Raw genomic sequence first — 17,456 nt, forward strand, 5'->3', positions numbered from 1 at the left:
CTGATGTGCAGGCGGTCACCGAAGGTGATGGCGAAGGCGTCGAGGACTGGCTTCCAACGCATCGTCCATCGGGTGTGGCCGGCTCCGGTGGGGTCCAGGCTGCGGGTCACAAGATACAGGCATTTCAGCGCTGCCTGTTCGTTGGGGAAATGTCCTCGCGCGCGGACCGCTCGGCGATAGCGAGCGTTGAGTGATTCGATTGCCTTGGTGGAGCACAGCACTTTCCGGATCTCCACGTCGTAGGAGAGGAACGGCGTGAAATTTTCCCAGGCGTTGCGCCACAACCGGATCATGGCTCGGTACTGCTTGCCCCATTTTCATCGAGATCGCCAAGAGCGACCAGTGCCGCGTCCGGGTTCGGTGCGGTGTAGATCGGTTTGATGTCCTTTTTGACCTCGTCCCATTTCTGCCGGGGAACGAGCCGGAAGGTGTTGCGGATCAAATGGACGATGCAGGTCTGGACGATGGTGTGCGGCCGCCACACCGATGCGACGGAATCCGGGAGTCCTTTCAGGCCATCACAGACGCAGAAGAAGACATCGGTGATGCCGCGATTTTTCAGATCCATCAGGACCGACAGCCAGAACTTCGCGCCCTCGCCGCCGGTGCCCATCCACAGTCCCAGCACGTCCTTCCAGCCGTCCACGGTGACCCCGATCGCGGCGTAGACGGGCTGGTTGGCCACCTGGCCGTCCCGGACCTTGACCACGACGGCGTCGATGAAGATCGCGGCGTAAACCGAATCCAGCGGACGGTCGCGCCAGTCCTCCATCTCCCGTACGACCGTGTCGGTAATACGGGAGATCGTGTCCTTGGACACCGACGCCCCGTAGATTTCCGCGAAATGCGCGGAAATCTCCCCGGTGGTCAATCCCTTCGCATACAGTGACAACACCACCTCGTCCACACTGCTGAGACGCCGCTGCCGCTTTCGCACGATCCGCGGCTCAAACGTCCCTTCATGATCCCGCGGAACCGTGATCTCGACCGCGCCGGCCGCATCGGAAATCACGGTCTTCGGCCGGGAACCGTTGCGCACATTCGCTGAATCCCGGCCCGAGTCGGCACGGTTTTTCTCGTGCCCGAGGTGCTCGGTCAGTTCCTCGTTCAACGCTGTTTCCAACACATTCTTGGTGAACAGCTTCAGGAGCCCATCGGGACCGGTCAAATCCAGGCCCTTGTCCTTGGCCATCGCCACCATCTCGGCCACAGCGGCCTGCTCAGGAGACAACGTTCGATCCGACTTGCCGATCTTCTTCCGGTCTGCGCTCACAGCGTCAGAGCTCATCACTCACAGTGCCCATCCCGCCGGACCCACATCCGGCGCGTCAGGTCGGAAACACCGTTACCCCAACAGTCCAACCTCGCGTGCAGCGGCTCCGTTTAGAAACCATCCCAGGTTGTGTAAAGCCGGATGTGTCGTCGATCTGCGCGTCAGAAAGCTGCGTCGGCGCATGCGACCGCCGTGGGCGGTTCAGCTCGTTACTGAGCATCGACCTCTTGCGAGATCGTGTCGCGACCAAAACAGGCGAGTGCGGAAGTACGATCAACCGTGCTGGTCCCTCCCACCGCTGGCTAGGAGTGCACTTATGCATCTGTCTCGCCGTAGTCTCGTCGCGGGCATTGGCGCCTTGGCTTCCGTCTCTGCGGTTGGCTCCGCTCATGCACAGTCGCCGGAGATCCGGTCGCCGCGCCCGCTAACCGGTAAGGAACCTGACGAGGTCGCTCGCGATGAGTCGTTCTGGCGGCAGGTCGCGCGGCAGTATCGCGTCAGCGCCGACTTCCTCAACTTGGAGAACGGTTACTACGGAATCATGTCCGATCCGGTTCGGCATACCTACCACGAGAACGTCGACCGGCTCAACGAGCTCAATTCCTATCTCCTTCGTACTACCTACAAGTCGGACGCTGACAAGATCCGGGCGCGGATCGCCAGCATGCTGGGGGCCCGCGAGGACGAGCTTGCGTTGACGCAAAGCGGCACCGAAGCGCTGCAGAACCTCATCAGCGGCTACCGGGATCTACGTCCCGGTGACGCAGTCATGTATGCAAACCTCGACTACCCGGACATGCAAGACGCGATGGATTGGCTGAAGCAACGCCGTGGAGTCGAGGTGGTGACGTTCGAACTTCCCGAACCGCCTACACAGCAGGCTGTTCTCGATGCGTACGCTTCGGCTCTTCGAAACCACCCGAGAACGAAGTTGCTGCTGCTGAGCCACGTGAACAACCGCACCGGTCTCGCCACGCCGGTTCGGGAGATCGTCAGTATGGCGCGTGAGCACGGTGTCGATGTGATCGTGGATGCCGCCCATTCGTGGGGTCAACTGGACTTCAGGATCGAGGACCTCGGTGCGGACTTCGTGGGTTTCTCCCTGCACAAGTGGATAGGGGCGCCCCTCGGTACTGGCTTCCTTTACATCCGCAAGGAGCGCTTGGGCTCGATCGACGTCCTCTTCGAGGACGAGTCGTACCCAGCCGATGACATCAAGTCGCGGGTTGTGTCCGGAACCCGGGACGTGGCCTCGATGCTCTCGGTGCCGGCTGCGCTGGACTACCACGAACGTCTTGGCGGAGCTGCGGTCAAGCAGGCCCGACTGCGGTACCTGAGGGACTGCTGGGTCGATGCGGTCTCCGACCTCCCCAACATGGAGATCTTGACTCCCGCAGACCCAACGATGCACGGCGGGATCACGAGTTTCCGCATCACCGGACGCACGTCCGAAAAGGACAACGAGAAGATCGCGAAGTACCTCTTCGACCGACACCGGATCTTCGTGGTGGACAAGGACGGTCCGGCCCGGGGCGGTTGCGTCCGGGTGACTCCCGGGTTGTACACGCTGCGCGAGCACGTGGACCTCTTCGGAGCTGCTCTGCGCGATGTCGCAGAGCACTTCCGCATCTGACCCGGTTTAGCGCAAAAGGATGCCCATTGATTCGGGTGGGCGTGGTGCTGGATGTCGTCGGCAGTCTTGGCCCAGCCGGTGGGCGGATGCCGTAGAAATCCTCGCAACATGGGGAGTATTGCGACGATCTCAAGCCGTGCCTCGACCAGCTGGTCGACTGTCGGTGCGCCTGCGGGGGCCCGGGTAGACCCGGCAGGTCAGCCCGCAGCTCTCGGCTGCGGCTGGGAAGGGATCGTGTCCCTCGATGTGGATGGTCGGCGAACCGGGGAAGTTGAGCGCTTGGGCTTCCTGGTCTGTTTCGACGGCAATGAGCCGGACCTTCACATCGGATCGGCATGCAACAGCAAGGGCCTGGCTGAGTCGTTCGTGTGCGAGATGCCAGTTCGGACGCGCGGCGAAGTAGAGCAGTTCGATGTTCATAGCACCATGGTGCCTCCGGTTCAGACAGCAGCGGCGAGAAATGGAACAGACGCTGGGCTGGGGTGTGCCAGCCCAGCGTGGGTGCCCTGGAACTCGGCGGCAACGGCGTCGAGGTACTCGCAGCCTCTGAACGCTGGGTCCGTGTCTTCCGAAGTACTGGCAGCACGTCCCCAGGGTGCGGAACTTGCCACACGCGGCGAGCCTGCCCATTAGCGCAGTTGTGGCCATTCCACGGTCAGTAACGGTGCTCGCTCACCCTGTCTGGTCTGTGCGAACCGTTCTGGCGCGCGGAGCTCCGGGGGCTGATGTGGATGGGCAGGGTTTGCTCTGCGGTGAGGTTGAGTTCACCGCTCATTTGCCGGAGCACAGGCGAGTGCCTGTTCGCCGGAGACGCGTCGGTAGTGGTGTCTTCGCTGGCGGTTTCGGTTCGGGCTGCCCGGAGGCAGCACAGGGCGGCCACCGCGCACGAGCCGCCCATGATCGCGATCGAGACCGGCGTGGGGAAGACGAGGGCCATGGGTCCGGCGAGTAGGGGGCCGGCTGACTGGCCTGCGAGTAGGAAGCTGTTGGCGGTGCCGACGTAGCCGCTTCGGCGTTCCGAAGGGGCGTGTCGGCTGAAGTGGAAGAACAGCGACTGGGCTAGCGCGGCGAAACTGGCTCCTTGCAACAGTCGCAGCACGATCAGCCCGGCGGTGCCGAGTGGGAGTGCCTGGGCGGCGATGCTGACCGCGCTCACGGCTGAGGCGATGGCCAGGGCGTGTATCGGCCGCTGGACGCGGTCGTTGTGCTGGCCCCACCAGAAGGAGGCGATCAGGGTGGCGCCCCAGGTCAGGGACTGGAAGATACCGACCCACAGCCCGGCCTGGCCGGGGGTGACGCTCTGCTGCACGTGTTCGGCGAAGACGGGGATCAGCCCGTAGACACCGAAGTAGGCCCCGGCCGCGGCCACTGCCAGTGGTACCGCGCCCGGGACTTGCCAGAACCCCGTCCGCCGGGCACGGGCGCCCGGAGCGGTCTGGGCATGTGCTGGCGCGGGTTGGGAGGCGCGTGGTTCGCGCAGCCCGAGCGCGCATGCCGCGGCGAGCACGGCGGCCAGCGCGGCGATGGCCAGCATAAGGCTGTTGAGCTCGCCGGCCCCGATGAGGGCGCCGCCCAGCAGTGGTCCGGTCAGGGAGCCGGCGGCGGTCGCGCTGAACGACTTGCCCAGCGCCGAGCCGCGTTTGTTCCCGGGCCCGGCGGCGCTGGCGAAGGCCTGCGCCGCTTCGACGACACCGCCGAGACTGCCCTGCAGCAGCCGTCCGACCACCAGCATGAGCGGGTTGCCTGCGGTGGCCATGACCAGCATGGAGATCGCCAGTCCCACCAGGGCGCGCACGACCATCCAGTGCCGTCCGATCTTGTCGCCGAGGCGACCCCACAGGGGGGTCGCCACGGTCAACGCCAGTGCGGGGGCGGCGATGGCCACCCCCGCCCAGGTCTGGATCTCGGCCGTGCCGGTCAGGCCCATGTCCTCGACGTAGAAGGGCATGATCGGGACCAGCATCATCAACCCGGCGGTGTTGATGAACTGGCTGGCCCACAGCAGCACGAGGTTGCGTCGTTGGACGCGGTCGGTGGTGCTCACGGATCCTCCGCCAGCTCGGCTCCGCTCGCATCGCACTTGAGTTTCTCGGTCCAGGCGTCGTCGTAGACCGTGTCGAGGTAGCGCTCGCCGCGATCGGGCAGCCACGTGACTACCCGTGCGGGGTCGGGCAGGCGCTCCAGCAGTTCCCCCAGCGCGGAAATCACCGCGCCGGAAGACCCGCCGGCCAGGAGACCCTCGGTCTCGACCAGCCGTCGGCAGCCGGCAGCCGAGCCGGGATCGGCGACGTGGATGACGTCGTCGATCTCCTCCGGCTTGAAGATCTCGGGCACACGGCTGGCGCCGAATCCCGGGATGCGTCGTTTCGCCGGCGGTGTCCCGAAGATCACCGAGCCCACCGCGTCGACCGCCACGACCCGCAGGTCCGGGTTGGCCTCGCGCAGCCGCCGTGCCGTTCCTTGCAGCGATCCGGTGGTGGACACCGGAGCGACGAGGTAGTCGATGGGGCCGTCGACCTGCTGCAGGATCTCGGCACCGAGCGTGTCGTAGTAGGCCCGCCAGTTGCGTTCGTTGGCGTACTGGTTGATCCAGACCACGCCGGGGTCGGCTTCGGCGTACTCCCTTGCCCGGCGCACACGGGTGTGCAGGTAGCCCCCCGCCTCGTCGGGCTCGGTCACCATGTCCACATCAGCCCCGAACAACTCCAGCAGCCGCAGGTTCGTCGGCGAGGTGTTCGGATCCACCACCGCGGTAAACGACAACCCGTGCATGCGGGCGGCGGCCGCCAGGGCCACGCCGAGGTTGCCCGAGGTGCTCTCCACCAGCCGCATGCCGGGTGCCAGCGCCCCCTCGCGCACGCCCTGCTCGACGATGTAGCGGGCGGGGCGGTCTTTCATGCTCCCGCACGGGTTGAGCATTTCCAGCTTGGCCAAGACCTCGGTCTCGGAGTGGGGGAAGCACCGCCGCAACCGCACCAGCGGGGTGGAACCGACACAGTCCAGTACAGAATCGTATGTCACTGCAAACCTCCCGGTGGCCCCACGGCGCACGCGCGTGGGGACTCAGCCGTGTTCACGAAATTGAGACCAACCGCTCTCAACAGCGGAAGGTGAATAACAGGAGAATTTCCGACAAGAGCCGCGCAACGTGCGGGCGAGCAATACCTGCCCTAAAGTCGGAGAAAACTGAGAACAGGCGAATTTCCCTCAGGAAATATTCAGCTTGAATCTAGTGAGATATCAGCCTGCGATCGTGAATCAGGTTCGTGACACGCCCAGGGTGAGAAGCAAGAGGAACCCGGCCAGAGCGCGGGGTGGTCGTGCCGACCACCACCGAGCACGTGCTCGTGTACCCAGGCTCACGACACCCACAAAGGTGATCAGCAACGCGCCGAGAAAACCAAGTACATCGCTTTGACCAGAGGTGAAGCGCTTCGCCATGTCCATGACCTGCGTACCTGCGTTGTGGCACACAGGGCCTGGGCTCGTTCCATGGTCGTCGCCCTCCTGAGTCGAAGGACTTTGCGCCTTCGTGTCAGGGGCGCTTGATGCCGGCGTGTCGGCACTAGGTGTCGGGGCTGCTGCAGCGGTGGCGACAGCGGTCGAACCGCTTCCCGCGCCCGTGGCTGCCTGCGCATGCGAATGGTGTGGCAGCAACACGCACATCAGAAGAACTGAAAGGGCAAGCATCGCGAGGAGCCTGATGCTCTCGCTCGTCCGCTCGAATGCCCTCAGCATGCCCCCACATTAGCAATGCCATTTCGGTCCTTGGCGGGGCATGCTTCTTGTCACCCTTTATGGGTTCTCGTTCAGATGACGTGTCCCACAAGCAGGGTTTCGAATAGCAAGTTCTGTCATCTGCATCGGGGGCGCGCCGCGTAGCCCGAAGCAAGGTCATGTCACGGAAACCGCTGTAGTCGAACCTCCTGAATGCCGTGGCACGTGGATGCGGGCGCTTTTCGCTGGGCTCAGCGCACCCGGCTCAGACGGTTTCATCGGCCACGGTAGGTGCACACGGCTTTGACGCGGGTGCTAGCAGCCGTCGCTGTTGCCGCGGTCGCTGGGTTTGCCGACGATGACTGGCTGCCACGTGCCGGCCGCGAGGACGGGGGAGGTTCCGGGCAGTGGCCGGGTACGGGCGGCGCGGATGGTGTTGCCGATGACGAGGACCTCGGCGAGTTCGTGTGATTCTCGTCCTCAGAGGTGATCCTGTGTCTGCGGTTCTGCGATCAGATCGGAAGATTGATGCCCGCCAACGGGATGCGAAGCCATGCCAGCATCGCCCCCCATAGTCCGCTGAGCAGCAGTGCCCCGACGACGAGCAGGAGTACCCTGAAGACGACGGTGAATCCGGCGATGAACAGTGGTGTGACAAGAAGAAGGCGCCCTCGCTGCCCGTGTGGCTTCCCGTCGTCTCCCGTAGTACCGGAGTGCTGCGTCCCGGCGAGTCCGGCCAGGCAGGCCAGGTAGCCGGGCACCAGCGGAAGCTTCCGCGACGGTCGTGATCCTCGGCGTATCGGATTCCTTGCTGCGCAACGAACTCCCGCGAGAAGGGACAGGCCCACGGCGATCAGCAGCGGCCCGGTGATCACGAACTCGGTCATCGCTGCGCTGGGCGGGATACTCGCGCTCGTTTTCGGCTCGTTGCTGCTAAGTACCCGAGAGCCAGGCTCATGGCATAGGTAGTCAGGGCAGGCCTCAGCTCTGACCGTCGCCGATACGAGTTGGATCTGTCAAAGGTAGCTGCGGCTCAGCATGCCAACCCGAATGGGCAGGCGTTCCAGGCGCCGCCGAAGTACGTAGAGCTCACGGCGAGCAGGAACGGGAGGCTCATGCTGGTGATGGCGGTGGGCGCGACCAGGCTTGAACGTTCTTGCCGCCCGCCGGAGTCGTCGAGAAGTCGGCTGATGCGAGCGGGCGTGGCGATCGCTGTCGCGGCCAATGTTGATGTCGGCGAGGGTGAGGGCGTCCCGAGGGTGAGGAGCGCTTCGGCGAGGGCGAGCCGGTCGGTGCGGTGGGAAGCGGTGTCGTCGGCGGTGTATTCGACGAGCCGGGTCACGTCGCAGGCCGCGTGTTGCAGCGCGCGGAGTGGGAGGAGCTGTGCGGGGAGGGTGCCCACTGCGATGATTAGCGCGTGCCGTCCCCGGAGGTGGGCTCGTTCGTGGGCGAGAACCGACTGGAGCTGGGCGGGCGTCAGCCGGTCGAGAGCGGCGGTGGTAAGCACGACATGACCATGCCCGCCGGGTACGCAGTATGCGGTGGGACGGTGGTCGTCGAGCACGACCGCACCGAGGCTGTCGTCGGTGCGTCCGAGCAGACGCAACGTTTGCCGGTACTCATAGCGCCGCCGGGTTGTGCGCCACCACTGCCGGACGAGCATGTGGACGAACCGCACCGCACCCGCTATGAGCCCAGTAAGGCTGAGCGCCGCCACCAGCGTGGCGGGAACTCCGAGGCTGCCGCCCAGGGCTTGCAGGCACAGAGCGGTTGCTCGGTAGAGCTGATCGGCAGAACTAGGAAGCTGCAAACACAAAGCCAGGACAGCCAGCGCCACCGACAGCACGAGTGACCAGGCAACCGCGATCCACGCGGCCAAGCCCCACTCCGGCGCGTGCTCGACCCACCGGGCCTGACGGAGACGAGGTGCGACGATCCCAGCAAGCAACGCGGCGTAGGCCAGCAAGACCGTTGAGGCGATCATGCGTCGTTCTCCCGGCGTTGCTTGGCGTGCTCGATGGCCTCACGCAGTTGGTCGACGTCGCGGGGGTCCATCGTCTCGACAAAGCGCAGCAGCGCGGCGTCGCGGTCGGGACTGGAGGCCAGGGCCTGGTCCATGAGCTGAGCTGTGTAAGCTTCCCGGCTCATGGTGGGCCGGTAGTGGTAGGCGCGGCCATGTTTGGTGCGTTGCAGCCAGCCTTTGCGGTAGAGAATTTCCATCACCGTCTGAACGGTGGTGTAGGCCGCCGCTCGGTCGGGTTGGAGGGCGTCGACCACGGCGCGGACGGTCAGCGATTCCGATGCCGACCAGACCCGCTCCATGATCGCGGCTTCGAGTTCCCCAAAGCGGTGCACCCGACCTCCTCCCACGTAGCTGCTGCTGTCCGAGGGTAGCTGTCCCGTTTCCCGGCTCGGCACACGCTGCCGTCCCCCCCGAGTTCACTGTTCGTCGACCTACCCACCGTGCGACGGGTTATCGGATGCGGCGAGGCTTGATCGGCGGGGCCATAGGTCAAGGTGATGTGTTGCTGCGGTCGCAGCGCGATCTCAGCGGGATCGCCCGGGACGGGGACGCCGTTGACGAACGCGCGCCCGTCCGCCTCGGGGGTGGTGGTCAGGCCGCCGATCCGGTCGGCGTCGAGTGCGGCCATTCGTCGAACAGCTGCCCGAGCGTGTAGCGCAGCCACGCCTCAGCCGCCTCGATATGCACGCGTCACCCGACGCGTCATGGGTGTGCAGCGGCGACATCGCCCCGGTTGCAGTGCTCATACCGATATTCGCCGGAACACGCATAGGTCGGTCGCTGACCAGGATCGTCAGCTTCGGGTGGTACTGCTCCACGACCTGCCCCATCGGCGGCACCGGCAGTCTAGCGACCCGGTCGCCCGGGCCCGCCGCGGCGGGAGCCGACACGGCGGCAGCGAGGTACGGGCGACCCCGTTACTGGGAGGCCCCGCCGGAGCGGAGCTGTCTTCGCCAGCACCGGCGCAGGACGCCAGGCCAGCGGCCGCACCCACAGCTAACAGCGTGTCGATCGCGATCCGTAGACGCTTACTCCACGCCGTCCCGCGGCTGGACCGCGAGTGGATGCGCACTGTCATCGGCTTCCTCACCGAGTGCATCCCGAAAGGGGCGGTCTGGTTGCCATCGCCACCCGCACCCACCATACAACCAAACTACTAAGTAGTTTAGGTTTGTGCTGGTCCTACTTCGCCTCACCCCGGGAGATCGCACATGACGGGCGCCGTCGCCGAAATCGATGCCCAACCACTGACCCAGCACTGCGGTGAGCCGTGGAGCCGCGGGGAGCACGCCTGCTTGGGCATCAGCCCGTTCAACAGCTACTTCTCCACCGAACGCATCGCCGCACTCGCCCAGTGGGCACTGACACGCTTTTCCCAGGTGCACCTCTTCGTTCCTGACCAGGCCGCCGCTTACACGTTGGAGGCGCTGGGGTACTCACCGGAAAGGGCCGCGCACAAGGCGCACCGGCAGGCGCGCTACCTGCGTAACAAGATCGAACGCGCGCTGGAACGTGTGGGAGTTCCCGGCGGCGGCGTGATGCTGGATGCGCAGGCCGTAGAAGGAAACGAGCGCTACACAAGCCTGCGTGAACAGGCTTACGCCCAGTTCGAGGCTGACTCGGCCTTTCGTCGTGCGTGTCTGGACGCGTCCCGATGGGTGCTGTCCACGCGAACCCTTGACGGCGAGCCGACCGAGGATCAACTGCGCTCGGCCGTGCGCTACTTCCTCGCTGAACTCCCACTCTTCCAGGACACCCCCGGCATTGTCGGCGTGGACTCCTCGGTGTTCTGCTACCACCAGCCCCCGGCGTTCCTGCACACGTTGTACCAACGCGAACTGTCCTGCTGGGTTCACCCCCGCCAAGGTTTCGCCACCGTGACCACTGCCCTGTGACATGAAACCGGGGCGTGCGCTGTATGTCTGTGCGTGCAGGCCGCGTGCACCTACTACTCCTTAGTCGATGCGTCTCGGGTGGTTGCCGGCATCTATCGAGCAACGGGTGTGACTCGTGAGGAGTCGGCCGAGCTGCGTGAACTGCGTAAACGCAACCGGCTGCTGGAGCAGGAGAACGAGGTCCTGCGCAAAGCCGCGGCCTATCTCGCGCAGGGCAGCCTGCCGGGAAAATAGCCTTCCCGCTCGTCCGTGACCTGGCCGCCACCGACGCTCGGATCAGGGTGCCGGTGCCGGTGCCGGTGGCGGTGACGTGCAGGGTGCTCGGGATCTCCCGGCAGGCCTACTACCAGTGGGAGTCCAACCCGATCTCGCAATGCGACTGGGACGACGCCCATTTGATCAACGCCGCGCTGGAAATCCACGCCGATGATCCGACCGAGGGGTATCGGTTCGTCGCCGACGAACTCGCCCGGCGTGGCTTCACCGTCTCGGAGAACCGGGTGTGGCGGATCTGCTCCATGCAGAAGATCTTCTCTTTGCATGCCAAGAAAAAGGGGCGGAACCCGAAAGCCGGCCCGCCGGTGCACGACGACCTCGTCGGACGCGCGTTCACCGCCTCGACGCCGAACGTCATCTGGCTTACCGACCTCACCGAGCAGGAGCTCCGCCTAGCGATCGTGTCCTGGATCGAGACCAAGTACCGTCGCCGGCGGCGACAACGCCGCCTCGGCAAGATTCTCGATTCTCTGTTCGTGCGCAGCGTACCTTTTGGAACCTGGCGCCCGAAAGAGCAGGACTGCCAGGGCATGCTCGGGGAAGAGGAAGAGTGTCTGTCAGCGATGCTTGCCGATCTGGCGGGCGAGCCGATTACGATCGACTCAAGCAAAGCATAGTGGTCCGGGTCACGAATTCCGGAACCGGCCGCGATCGGCGCCAACGCAGATCGGATCTCTCCACCAGGTGCCCAGCCGCCCGCAGCAGTGACTGGTTCCGCCCTGGGGTGGGCTGTCCAAGGATTGGGCAGCCCACCCTTGGCTCTGGTGCTCATTGCGCTGCCGCCAGCACCGTTCCGGGTTGGCGGTGCAGGCGGATGTGGCGGGTGAGGACGCGGGCTCGTTTCGAGCCGATGCTGAGCTTTCGGCGGAGAGTGTCGGCGGAGATCGGACGTTGGTAGAGATTCCAGTGTTCGGCGTCGAGCCGGCGTGCCTCTTCGCGCAGGGGATCATCGTCCACGCCGTGCGATACCGCTAAGTCAGCGTCGGTGGTGCTGGAGCTGTGACCAGGGACGTTGGTCACGACGGTGCGCAGCGCTGGCACATCCTCAGCCTCCTCGGAAGTCTCCAGTGTCTGGCTGGCCCCGCCCGGGGCCGCCGATTCCGGCTGTGCTGTGTTGGGCTCCTCGGCCTCGGGAATGATCCCATTCGTTGTCTCCGCTCGGCGCCGCTTGAGTGCCTGGTTGAGCAGTTCGACCGAGAGCAGCAGCGCCAGCGGTGGGCAGGCGGCCACGGCTACGGAGAATGCGTTCAGCTCGGGGGCGGAGGCGATGTTGGCGCACAGCGAGAGCCCGATGCCGAGGGTGAACGACAGCCATGCCTTCCACTGCTCGGTTGCGCGATACCGGTGACCGGCCTTCCACAGTTCGATCGTCGCCATCGTCAGCAACCCATCGACAATGAGCGGCCAGAGCGTGGCGGTGGTCTCGTCGGCTCCGAACCGCAGGGCGAACTCGCGGCCGTGCCGGTAGGAGACGTATGCGGCGCCCAAGGCCACCAGCAGCGTGCACGCGCACTGCAGATGCAGTGATCGATCGGGGGCGGGGCTCGATGTGGATGGCGTGCTGTTCATCAGGTGTCACCCGCCCGGAGCAGTCCCTGGCTGGCGTGCAAACTGACGCGGCGCTCGTGCGGGCGTTGGTGCGCGGTTTCTGCAGTCACTTCCAGGCTTATCAGGCTCGTTTCTCCCGACAATCGGGGGTGAGTCAGGTGAGAAACCAAAGGGGCCTCCTCCAAGATCAAATGGCGATTTCGTGGCGACGGGAACGCGCGACAACGTGTCGGAACCCGTCGGAACTAGGAGGAAGGAGGGCCGCTGACCAGCGGCGGAGCGCGAACCTACTGGTTGTGAACCAGCGAGCGCTACCTTGACACGGTAGAGGTCACTGGTTCAATCCCAGTATCGCGCACCACCTCTCGCGGCAGGTCGACGTGGTTCGCCTGTCGGTCGGCGCTGTGACGCCGACTAGCGATCGTTCTGATCGCCTCTCGTTCGTTCTCCGCTCCGGCAGCCCCTTGGTCCTCTGTGGATGGTCGCTCGGCCGGTCATCGGTGGGGGCCGCGTGGTGGTCGGACGTCTTGCAGCACTGCGCAGGTGATGAGCAGGGCCATCACGATGAGCGCGGAGAGGGCGATGTCGACGAGGATCTCGGTGGTCATGATCGGCTCCCGGGGCGGGTGTCGCCGGCGCCGCTGCGGGCTCGCAGGCTGGTCGCGGTGACGGTCGCCAGGACCAGCACGATGACCAGCAGCGAGAGCGGCGTCGGAATCTGCGGCACTGCCGGCCAGACCGTGTGGGCCCAGTGCAGCACCAGCTTCACTCCGATGAAGGCGAGGATGATGGCCAGCCCGTGGTTGAGGTGGGTGAGCTTGGCCAGTGCCGTGACCAGCACGAAGTACAGGGCGCGCAGGCCCAGCAGGGCGAAGGCGTTGGTCGCGAACACCAGGTAGGGGTCCTCGGTGATGCCGTAGACGGCCGGTACCGAGTCGACGGCGAAGACCACGTCGGTGGCGAACACGGCCACCACCACGATCGTCAGCGGGGTCAGTGCGCGGCGACCGCCCTCGCGGACCGAGAGGCGGGTGCCGCGGTAGTCGTCGGTGACCGGCATCAGCCTGCGCAGCAGCCGGACCGAGCGCATCTGCGACACGTCGCGATCGAATCCCTCGCCGCTGATCGCCTCGCGCAGGATCTTCACGGCCGTGGCGAACAGGATCGCCCCGAACACCAGGAACGCCCAGGTCCCCGCCTGCAGCAGGGCGGCACCGGCCGCGATGAAGATCCCGCGCAGCACGAGCGCGCCGACGATGCCGTAGAGCAGCACCCGCTGCTGGAGCTGGGCCGGGACGGCGAAACCGGCCAGCAGCAGCATGAACACGAAGAGGTTGTCGACCGACAGAGACTTCTCCACCACGAACCCGGTGATGAACTCGATCGCCTGGGGGCCGCCGAAGATCGTCCACAACGCCGCGCCGAAGATCAGCGGTAACGCCAGGTAGAAGATCGACCAGCCCACGGCCTCGCGCATCGAGACCTCGTGCGGGCGGTGGGTCACGACGAAGTCCGCGATCAGCAGGACGAGCAGCACGCCGATGCTCGCCGCCCACAGCAGGGGCGTGCCGATCGATGCGGACGAGGCTGCCTGGGCGATCATGGGAGTCTCCTCGCGCGTCAGCGTTCGAGGTCTCCTTCGCCCTTCGGGGCGACTGCTCCGGGGACACCAGCGGGATGTCCGTCCTGACCGGCAACAGGCCTTCGGAAGTACTCCCCTCGCCCGCAGTATCGGGCAGCACCCGGCGCAACGCAGGAGGATCACGCAGCGGCGCGAAGTCAGGCCTCGGAGGTGGCGGCTCTGCGAAGATCCGTGCGTGACGAGCGCAGAAGCGAGCGCGGCCTACGGGCGGCGTTCCTCGGAGTACATCGACCTACTCGGCAAGATCGACGCGACGGCGTCGCGCGATCGCGATCTGATCGGCGCATGGGCGGCCGCGCAGGCCGGTCCGATCCTCGACGTCGGCTGCGGTCCGGGGCACTGGACGAACTGGCTGCGCGAGCAGGGCGTCGACGTCGAAGGCGTTGACCCGACGCCGGAATTCCTCGACCACGCCCGGAAATCCTTCCCGGACATCCGGTTCCGCGAAGCCACCGCTGAAGACCTCGGCGTCGGCGACTCCGTCCTGGCCGGGGTCCTCGCCTGGTACTCGCTGATCCACACGCCACCCGAGCGCATCCACCACGCGTTCGCCGAGTTCGCCCGCACCATCCGGCCCGGCGGCGGACTGCTCGTCGGCTTCTTCGAAGGCCCCGAGATCGAACCCTTCGACCACGCCGTCACCACCGGCTACTTCTGGCCGGTCGACGAGCTCGCCGACACGATCGAAGAAGCCGGTTTCACCGTCGTCGCCAGCGAAACCCGCACGGACGCAGGAGTCCGGCCCCACGGCGCCATCACAGCCACCCGGAGGGCCTGACCGGTGGTTTCCCATTTCGCGCGAAATTCGACATCCGAGTCCCTCGGCAGCGCCCTGAACTGGGCAGACACGCCCGGCCGCGTGGGCGGGTTCCCAATTTCGCGCGAAATTGGGAATCGCGTTGAAGTTCGAGCGAGGTCGTGCGGTTCTGTCAGGTTCCCTTGGCGGTGCTGGTCAGCGTTGGGTCGCTGATTCCGGTGAGTTGGGTGGAGAGGTCCCAGAGGCGCTTGGCGGCTTCGGGATCGCTGGCTTGGGCGCTGCGGCCGACGAGGGTGGGGTGGCCGTGCATCTCGTGGCGGCCGTCGGGGCCGACGTAGCTGCCGCCGGGCAGGTCCTGCGTCGCCGCGAAGAGGCTCGGCAGCGCGCCCATGCCGGGCTGCTGCGCGAGCAGGGCGCCGGCGATCCGGGCCGGGGTGGTCAGCAGGCGACTGCGTCCGTGGGTGCCGAGGTTGGAGGCCGTGTAGCCCGGGTGGGCTGCCAGGGTGCGCACGGAGGAGCCGCGTCGTTCCAGCCTGCGCTGGAGCTCCAGGACGAACAGCAGGTTCGCCAGCTTGGACTGGCCGTAGGCCGCGATCGGGCTGTACTCGCGGTGCTCGAAGTGCGGGTCCTCGAAGTCGATCGTGCCGGTGCCGAACCGGTGCGCTCCGGAGGCGAGCACGACGACGCGGTCGGTGATGTGCGGCAGCAGCAAGGTGGTCAGCGCGAAGTGACCCAGGTGGTTGGTCCCGAACTGCATCTCGAAGCCGTCGGCCGTGCGGGAGGGCGGGACCATCGCCACACCGGCGTTGTTGACCAGCACGTCGATCGGCCCCTGCCAGGAGTCCGCGAACTCGCGGACCGAGGCGAGGTCGGCGAGGTCGAGCCGACGCACCTCGTTGCTGCCGCGCACGGCGCGAGCCGCTTCCCGGCCGCGTTCGAGGCTGCGGACGGCGAGCACCACGTGAGCTCCGGCGCGGGCGAACCCGCGGGCCGTGGCCATCCCGACACCGCTGCTGGCGCCCGTCACGATCACGGTGCGCCCGTCGAGCCGCGGCATGTCGTCGAAGTTCCATCGCATCTGCGTCATCCCCACGATTGTCACTCTTGCTGAGCCGGCCGACCACCACCCCGGCGCCGCGGTCCCCCTCCCAATTTCGCGCGAAATTGAGATCCGCCCGGTACCGGGACGCTGTGGTCCCGGGGTGGGTGTGCATCCCAATTTCGCGCGAAATTGGAGTTCCTCGGGACCGCCCGCGTTGGTGGGGCTGGTGTCCGGCTCGGCAAGGGCCGGGAGCCCGGTTTGGTGCGGGTTCCCGGCCTTCCGGTCAGCTGGGCACGGCCATCACCATGATCGGATCGGTGGTCGGCTGGGCCGAGCCGCCCCGGGGTTCGACCGTCACGGCGAGCTGCTGGGCGTCGGCGGGCATCGTCGTCAGCAGCGGTTCCCCGGTGGACGTCTGCGGCAGCACCCCCGCGGAGCTGGGCCCACCGCCGCCGATGAACCAGAGCTGGTACGTGCGATCCGCAGGGGCCGCGGGCATGTCCGCGGTCAGGAACGCCGCGCTGCCAATCCGGCGGGACACCACGCTCACCGCCCGCGCATCACCCGCCGAACCGTGCACCAGGCGCGCGTCCGGCGACTGCAGCAGCCGCGCGACCTCCGCGTTGTGCGCGCCCGCCTGCTCGGCGAGCCGGTTCGCCTCCGCCAGCTGCTGCTGGCTGTTCCAGGCGATACCGCCGAACGCGGCGGCCAGCGCGATGCCGACCACCGCGGCCGCGACGGCCAGCCGGGTCGTCCAGCTCCTCGCCCCGGGGAAGGGAAGGACGCGCCCCCGCGGCGGTTCGGCCGACAGCGGTGGGAGCTGGCGGGTTCGAGTGATCTCCTCCAGGACCTGCTGCTTGAGCCGTTCGGGCGGCGGCACGGCGGTGTCCGCGCCGAGCCTCGCGGCGGTCTCCCGCAGCTCGGCGACCTCCTGGGCGCATTCCTCGCAGCCGGCCAGGTGCCGCTCGAAAGCCTCCAGCTCCGCGCCGATCAGCGCGTCCACGGCGTAGGCGCCCGTCAGAGCGGCCGGTTCAGTGCTCATCGAGTGGTCACCCCCAGGCAGTCGCGCAACCGGATCAGGCCGTCGCGCAGGCGTGTTTTCACGGTGGCGAGCGGGGCGTCGAGCAACCCGGCCGCCTCGCGGTAGGTGTAGCCGCGGTAGTAGGTCAGCACCACGGACTCGCGCTGCAGGTCGGTGAGGGTGGCGATGCACCGGCGCAGCTGGCGCTGCTCGAACCGCGACAGCACCGCCTCGGCCACCTCGTCGTAGGGTCGCCCGGCTTCCTGACGGCCTGCCTTGGTCTCCCGCTCGGCTGCGGCCTGGGCGGTTCTGACGCGGTCCACGGCCCGGCGGTGGGCGATGGTCATGATCCAGGCCATCGCGCTTCCCCGGTCGCTGCGGTACCGGCTGGCCGAGCGCCAGACCTCCACGAGGACCTCCTGGGTGACCTCCTCGGACTGGGCGGTGTCCCGCACGATCCGCTGCACCAGTCCGTGCACGGGTGCGGCGACCAGGTCGTACAGCCGCGCGAACGCCTGCTCGTCGCCCTTCGCCACGGACACCAGCAGCTCGTGCGGTCCCGGTGATTCCCCGGGTTCCGGCAGGTCAGCTGGCCTGCGAGTGCTCTCCATGTGCGCCTTCCTCGTGCC

Annotated in this window: 14 protein-coding genes, 1 tRNA gene and 2 pseudogenes; 5 read left to right on the forward strand and 12 right to left on the reverse strand. The window is 66.6% G+C overall.

Annotated features, from left to right (window positions below; translation table 11 throughout):
* Positions 1-11: 11 nt before the first annotated feature.
* Positions 12-1,201: pseudogene (locus ACYVF3_RS16055) on the reverse strand (IS256 family transposase); the annotation flags it as partial.
* 388 nt (positions 1,202-1,589) lie between these two features.
* On the opposite strand from ACYVF3_RS16055, the gene ACYVF3_RS16060 reads away from it, so the two are divergent.
* Complete coding sequence (locus ACYVF3_RS16060) at positions 1,590-2,906, forward strand: aminotransferase class V-fold PLP-dependent enzyme (RefSeq protein WP_461155035.1); 1,317 nt, start codon at positions 1,590-1,592, stop codon at positions 2,904-2,906.
* A 129-nt stretch (positions 2,907-3,035) separates the two neighbouring features.
* On the opposite strand, the gene ACYVF3_RS16065 is transcribed toward ACYVF3_RS16060, so the two are convergent.
* From ACYVF3_RS16065 to ACYVF3_RS16090, 6 genes are all read right to left on the reverse strand, one after another.
* Positions 3,036-3,326, reverse strand: coding sequence for a thioredoxin family protein (locus tag ACYVF3_RS16065; RefSeq protein WP_461155036.1), 291 nt, complete (start codon positions 3,324-3,326; stop codon positions 3,036-3,038).
* A gap of 235 nt (positions 3,327-3,561) precedes the next feature.
* The gene (locus ACYVF3_RS16070; protein ID WP_461155037.1) at positions 3,562-4,950 is read right to left on the reverse strand and encodes an MFS transporter; all 1,389 of its coding nucleotides are present in this window, start codon (positions 4,948-4,950) and stop codon (positions 3,562-3,564) included.
* Positions 4,947-5,927, reverse strand: coding sequence for a 2,3-diaminopropionate biosynthesis protein SbnA (gene sbnA, locus ACYVF3_RS16075; protein ID WP_461155038.1), 981 nt, complete (start codon positions 5,925-5,927; stop codon positions 4,947-4,949). The genes ACYVF3_RS16070 and sbnA overlap by 4 nt, the downstream gene beginning before the upstream one ends.
* Positions 5,928-7,135: 1,208 nt before the next feature.
* Positions 7,136-7,510: a hypothetical protein gene (locus ACYVF3_RS16080; protein ID WP_461155039.1), complete on the reverse strand. Its 375-nt coding sequence runs from the start codon at positions 7,508-7,510 to the stop codon at positions 7,136-7,138.
* Between the two features lie 146 nt (positions 7,511-7,656).
* Positions 7,657-8,607 carry a M56 family metallopeptidase gene (locus ACYVF3_RS16085; protein WP_461155040.1) on the reverse strand — a complete coding sequence of 317 codons (951 nt, stop codon included), beginning with the start codon at positions 8,605-8,607 and terminating at the stop codon, positions 7,657-7,659.
* Positions 8,604-8,978 (reverse strand): BlaI/MecI/CopY family transcriptional regulator, encoded by a 375-nt coding sequence (locus tag ACYVF3_RS16090; RefSeq protein WP_461155041.1) that lies wholly within the window; start codon positions 8,976-8,978, stop codon positions 8,604-8,606. The genes ACYVF3_RS16085 and ACYVF3_RS16090 overlap by 4 nt, the downstream gene beginning before the upstream one ends.
* Before the next feature lie 879 nt (positions 8,979-9,857).
* Between ACYVF3_RS16090 and ACYVF3_RS16095 the strand changes: the two genes are divergently transcribed.
* Together ACYVF3_RS16095 and ACYVF3_RS16100 are read left to right on the forward strand one after the other, a co-directional pair.
* On the forward strand, positions 9,858-10,541 hold the full coding sequence (locus ACYVF3_RS16095; RefSeq protein ID WP_461155042.1) for a tRNA-dependent cyclodipeptide synthase: 684 nt from the start codon (positions 9,858-9,860) through the stop codon (positions 10,539-10,541).
* A gap of 102 nt (positions 10,542-10,643) precedes the next feature.
* Positions 10,644-11,197: pseudogene (locus ACYVF3_RS16100) on the forward strand (IS3 family transposase); the annotation flags it as partial.
* 388 nt (positions 11,198-11,585) lie between these two features.
* Here ACYVF3_RS16100 and ACYVF3_RS16105 read toward each other — a convergent pair.
* On the reverse strand, positions 11,586-12,386 hold the full coding sequence (locus ACYVF3_RS16105) for a DUF2637 domain-containing protein (protein WP_461155043.1): 801 nt from the start codon (positions 12,384-12,386) through the stop codon (positions 11,586-11,588).
* 258 nt (positions 12,387-12,644) lie between these two features.
* On the opposite strand from ACYVF3_RS16105, the gene ACYVF3_RS16110 reads away from it, so the two are divergent.
* Positions 12,645-12,726 (forward strand) — tRNA-Val (locus tag ACYVF3_RS16110).
* Between the two features lie 243 nt (positions 12,727-12,969).
* Here ACYVF3_RS16110 and ACYVF3_RS16115 read toward each other — a convergent pair.
* On the reverse strand, positions 12,970-13,968 hold the full coding sequence (locus tag ACYVF3_RS16115) for a TerC/Alx family metal homeostasis membrane protein (protein WP_461155044.1): 999 nt from the start codon (positions 13,966-13,968) through the stop codon (positions 12,970-12,972).
* Positions 13,969-14,182: 214 nt separating this feature from the next.
* On the opposite strand from ACYVF3_RS16115, the gene ACYVF3_RS16120 reads away from it, so the two are divergent.
* Positions 14,183-14,785, forward strand: a complete 603-nt coding sequence (locus ACYVF3_RS16120; protein WP_461155045.1) for a class I SAM-dependent methyltransferase — start codon at positions 14,183-14,185, stop codon at positions 14,783-14,785.
* A gap of 151 nt (positions 14,786-14,936) precedes the next feature.
* On the opposite strand, the gene ACYVF3_RS16125 is transcribed toward ACYVF3_RS16120, so the two are convergent.
* From ACYVF3_RS16125 to sigK, 3 genes are all read right to left on the reverse strand, one after another.
* Entirely contained in the window at positions 14,937-15,851 is a 915-nt protein-coding gene (locus ACYVF3_RS16125; RefSeq protein WP_461155046.1) for an oxidoreductase, read from the reverse strand.
* 238 nt (positions 15,852-16,089) lie between these two features.
* The gene (locus ACYVF3_RS16130; protein ID WP_461155047.1) at positions 16,090-16,848 is read right to left on the reverse strand and encodes an anti-sigma factor; all 759 of its coding nucleotides are present in this window, start codon (positions 16,846-16,848) and stop codon (positions 16,090-16,092) included.
* Positions 16,845-17,438: an ECF RNA polymerase sigma factor SigK gene (gene sigK, locus ACYVF3_RS16135; RefSeq protein WP_461155048.1), complete on the reverse strand. Its 594-nt coding sequence runs from the start codon at positions 17,436-17,438 to the stop codon at positions 16,845-16,847. Before sigK ends, ACYVF3_RS16130 begins: the two co-directional genes overlap by 4 nt.
* Between the last annotated feature and the right edge of the window lie 18 nt (positions 17,439-17,456).

It is taken from the genome of Saccharopolyspora tripterygii (genome assembly GCF_054778355.1).

Coding starts and splice junctions, on each gene's coding strand:
- ACYVF3_RS16060 (WP_461155035.1), top strand. CDS start 1,590: ATGCATCTGTCTCGCCGTAGTCTCGTCGCGGGCATTGGCGCCTTGGCT.
- ACYVF3_RS16065 (WP_461155036.1), bottom strand. CDS start 3,326: ATGAACATCGAACTGCTCTACTTCGCCGCGCGTCCGAACTGGCATCTC.
- ACYVF3_RS16080 (WP_461155039.1), bottom strand. CDS start 7,510: ATGACCGAGTTCGTGATCACCGGGCCGCTGCTGATCGCCGTGGGCCTG.
- ACYVF3_RS16085 (WP_461155040.1), bottom strand. CDS start 8,607: ATGATCGCCTCAACGGTCTTGCTGGCCTACGCCGCGTTGCTTGCTGGG.
- ACYVF3_RS16095 (WP_461155042.1), top strand. CDS start 9,858: ATGACGGGCGCCGTCGCCGAAATCGATGCCCAACCACTGACCCAGCAC.
- ACYVF3_RS16105 (WP_461155043.1), bottom strand. CDS start 12,386: ATGAACAGCACGCCATCCACATCGAGCCCCGCCCCCGATCGATCACTG.
- ACYVF3_RS16115 (WP_461155044.1), bottom strand. CDS start 13,968: ATGATCGCCCAGGCAGCCTCGTCCGCATCGATCGGCACGCCCCTGCTG.
- ACYVF3_RS16125 (WP_461155046.1), bottom strand. CDS start 15,851: ATGACGCAGATGCGATGGAACTTCGACGACATGCCGCGGCTCGACGGG.
- ACYVF3_RS16130 (WP_461155047.1), bottom strand. CDS start 16,848: ATGAGCACTGAACCGGCCGCTCTGACGGGCGCCTACGCCGTGGACGCG.
- sigK (WP_461155048.1), bottom strand. CDS start 17,438: ATGGAGAGCACTCGCAGGCCAGCTGACCTGCCGGAACCCGGGGAATCA.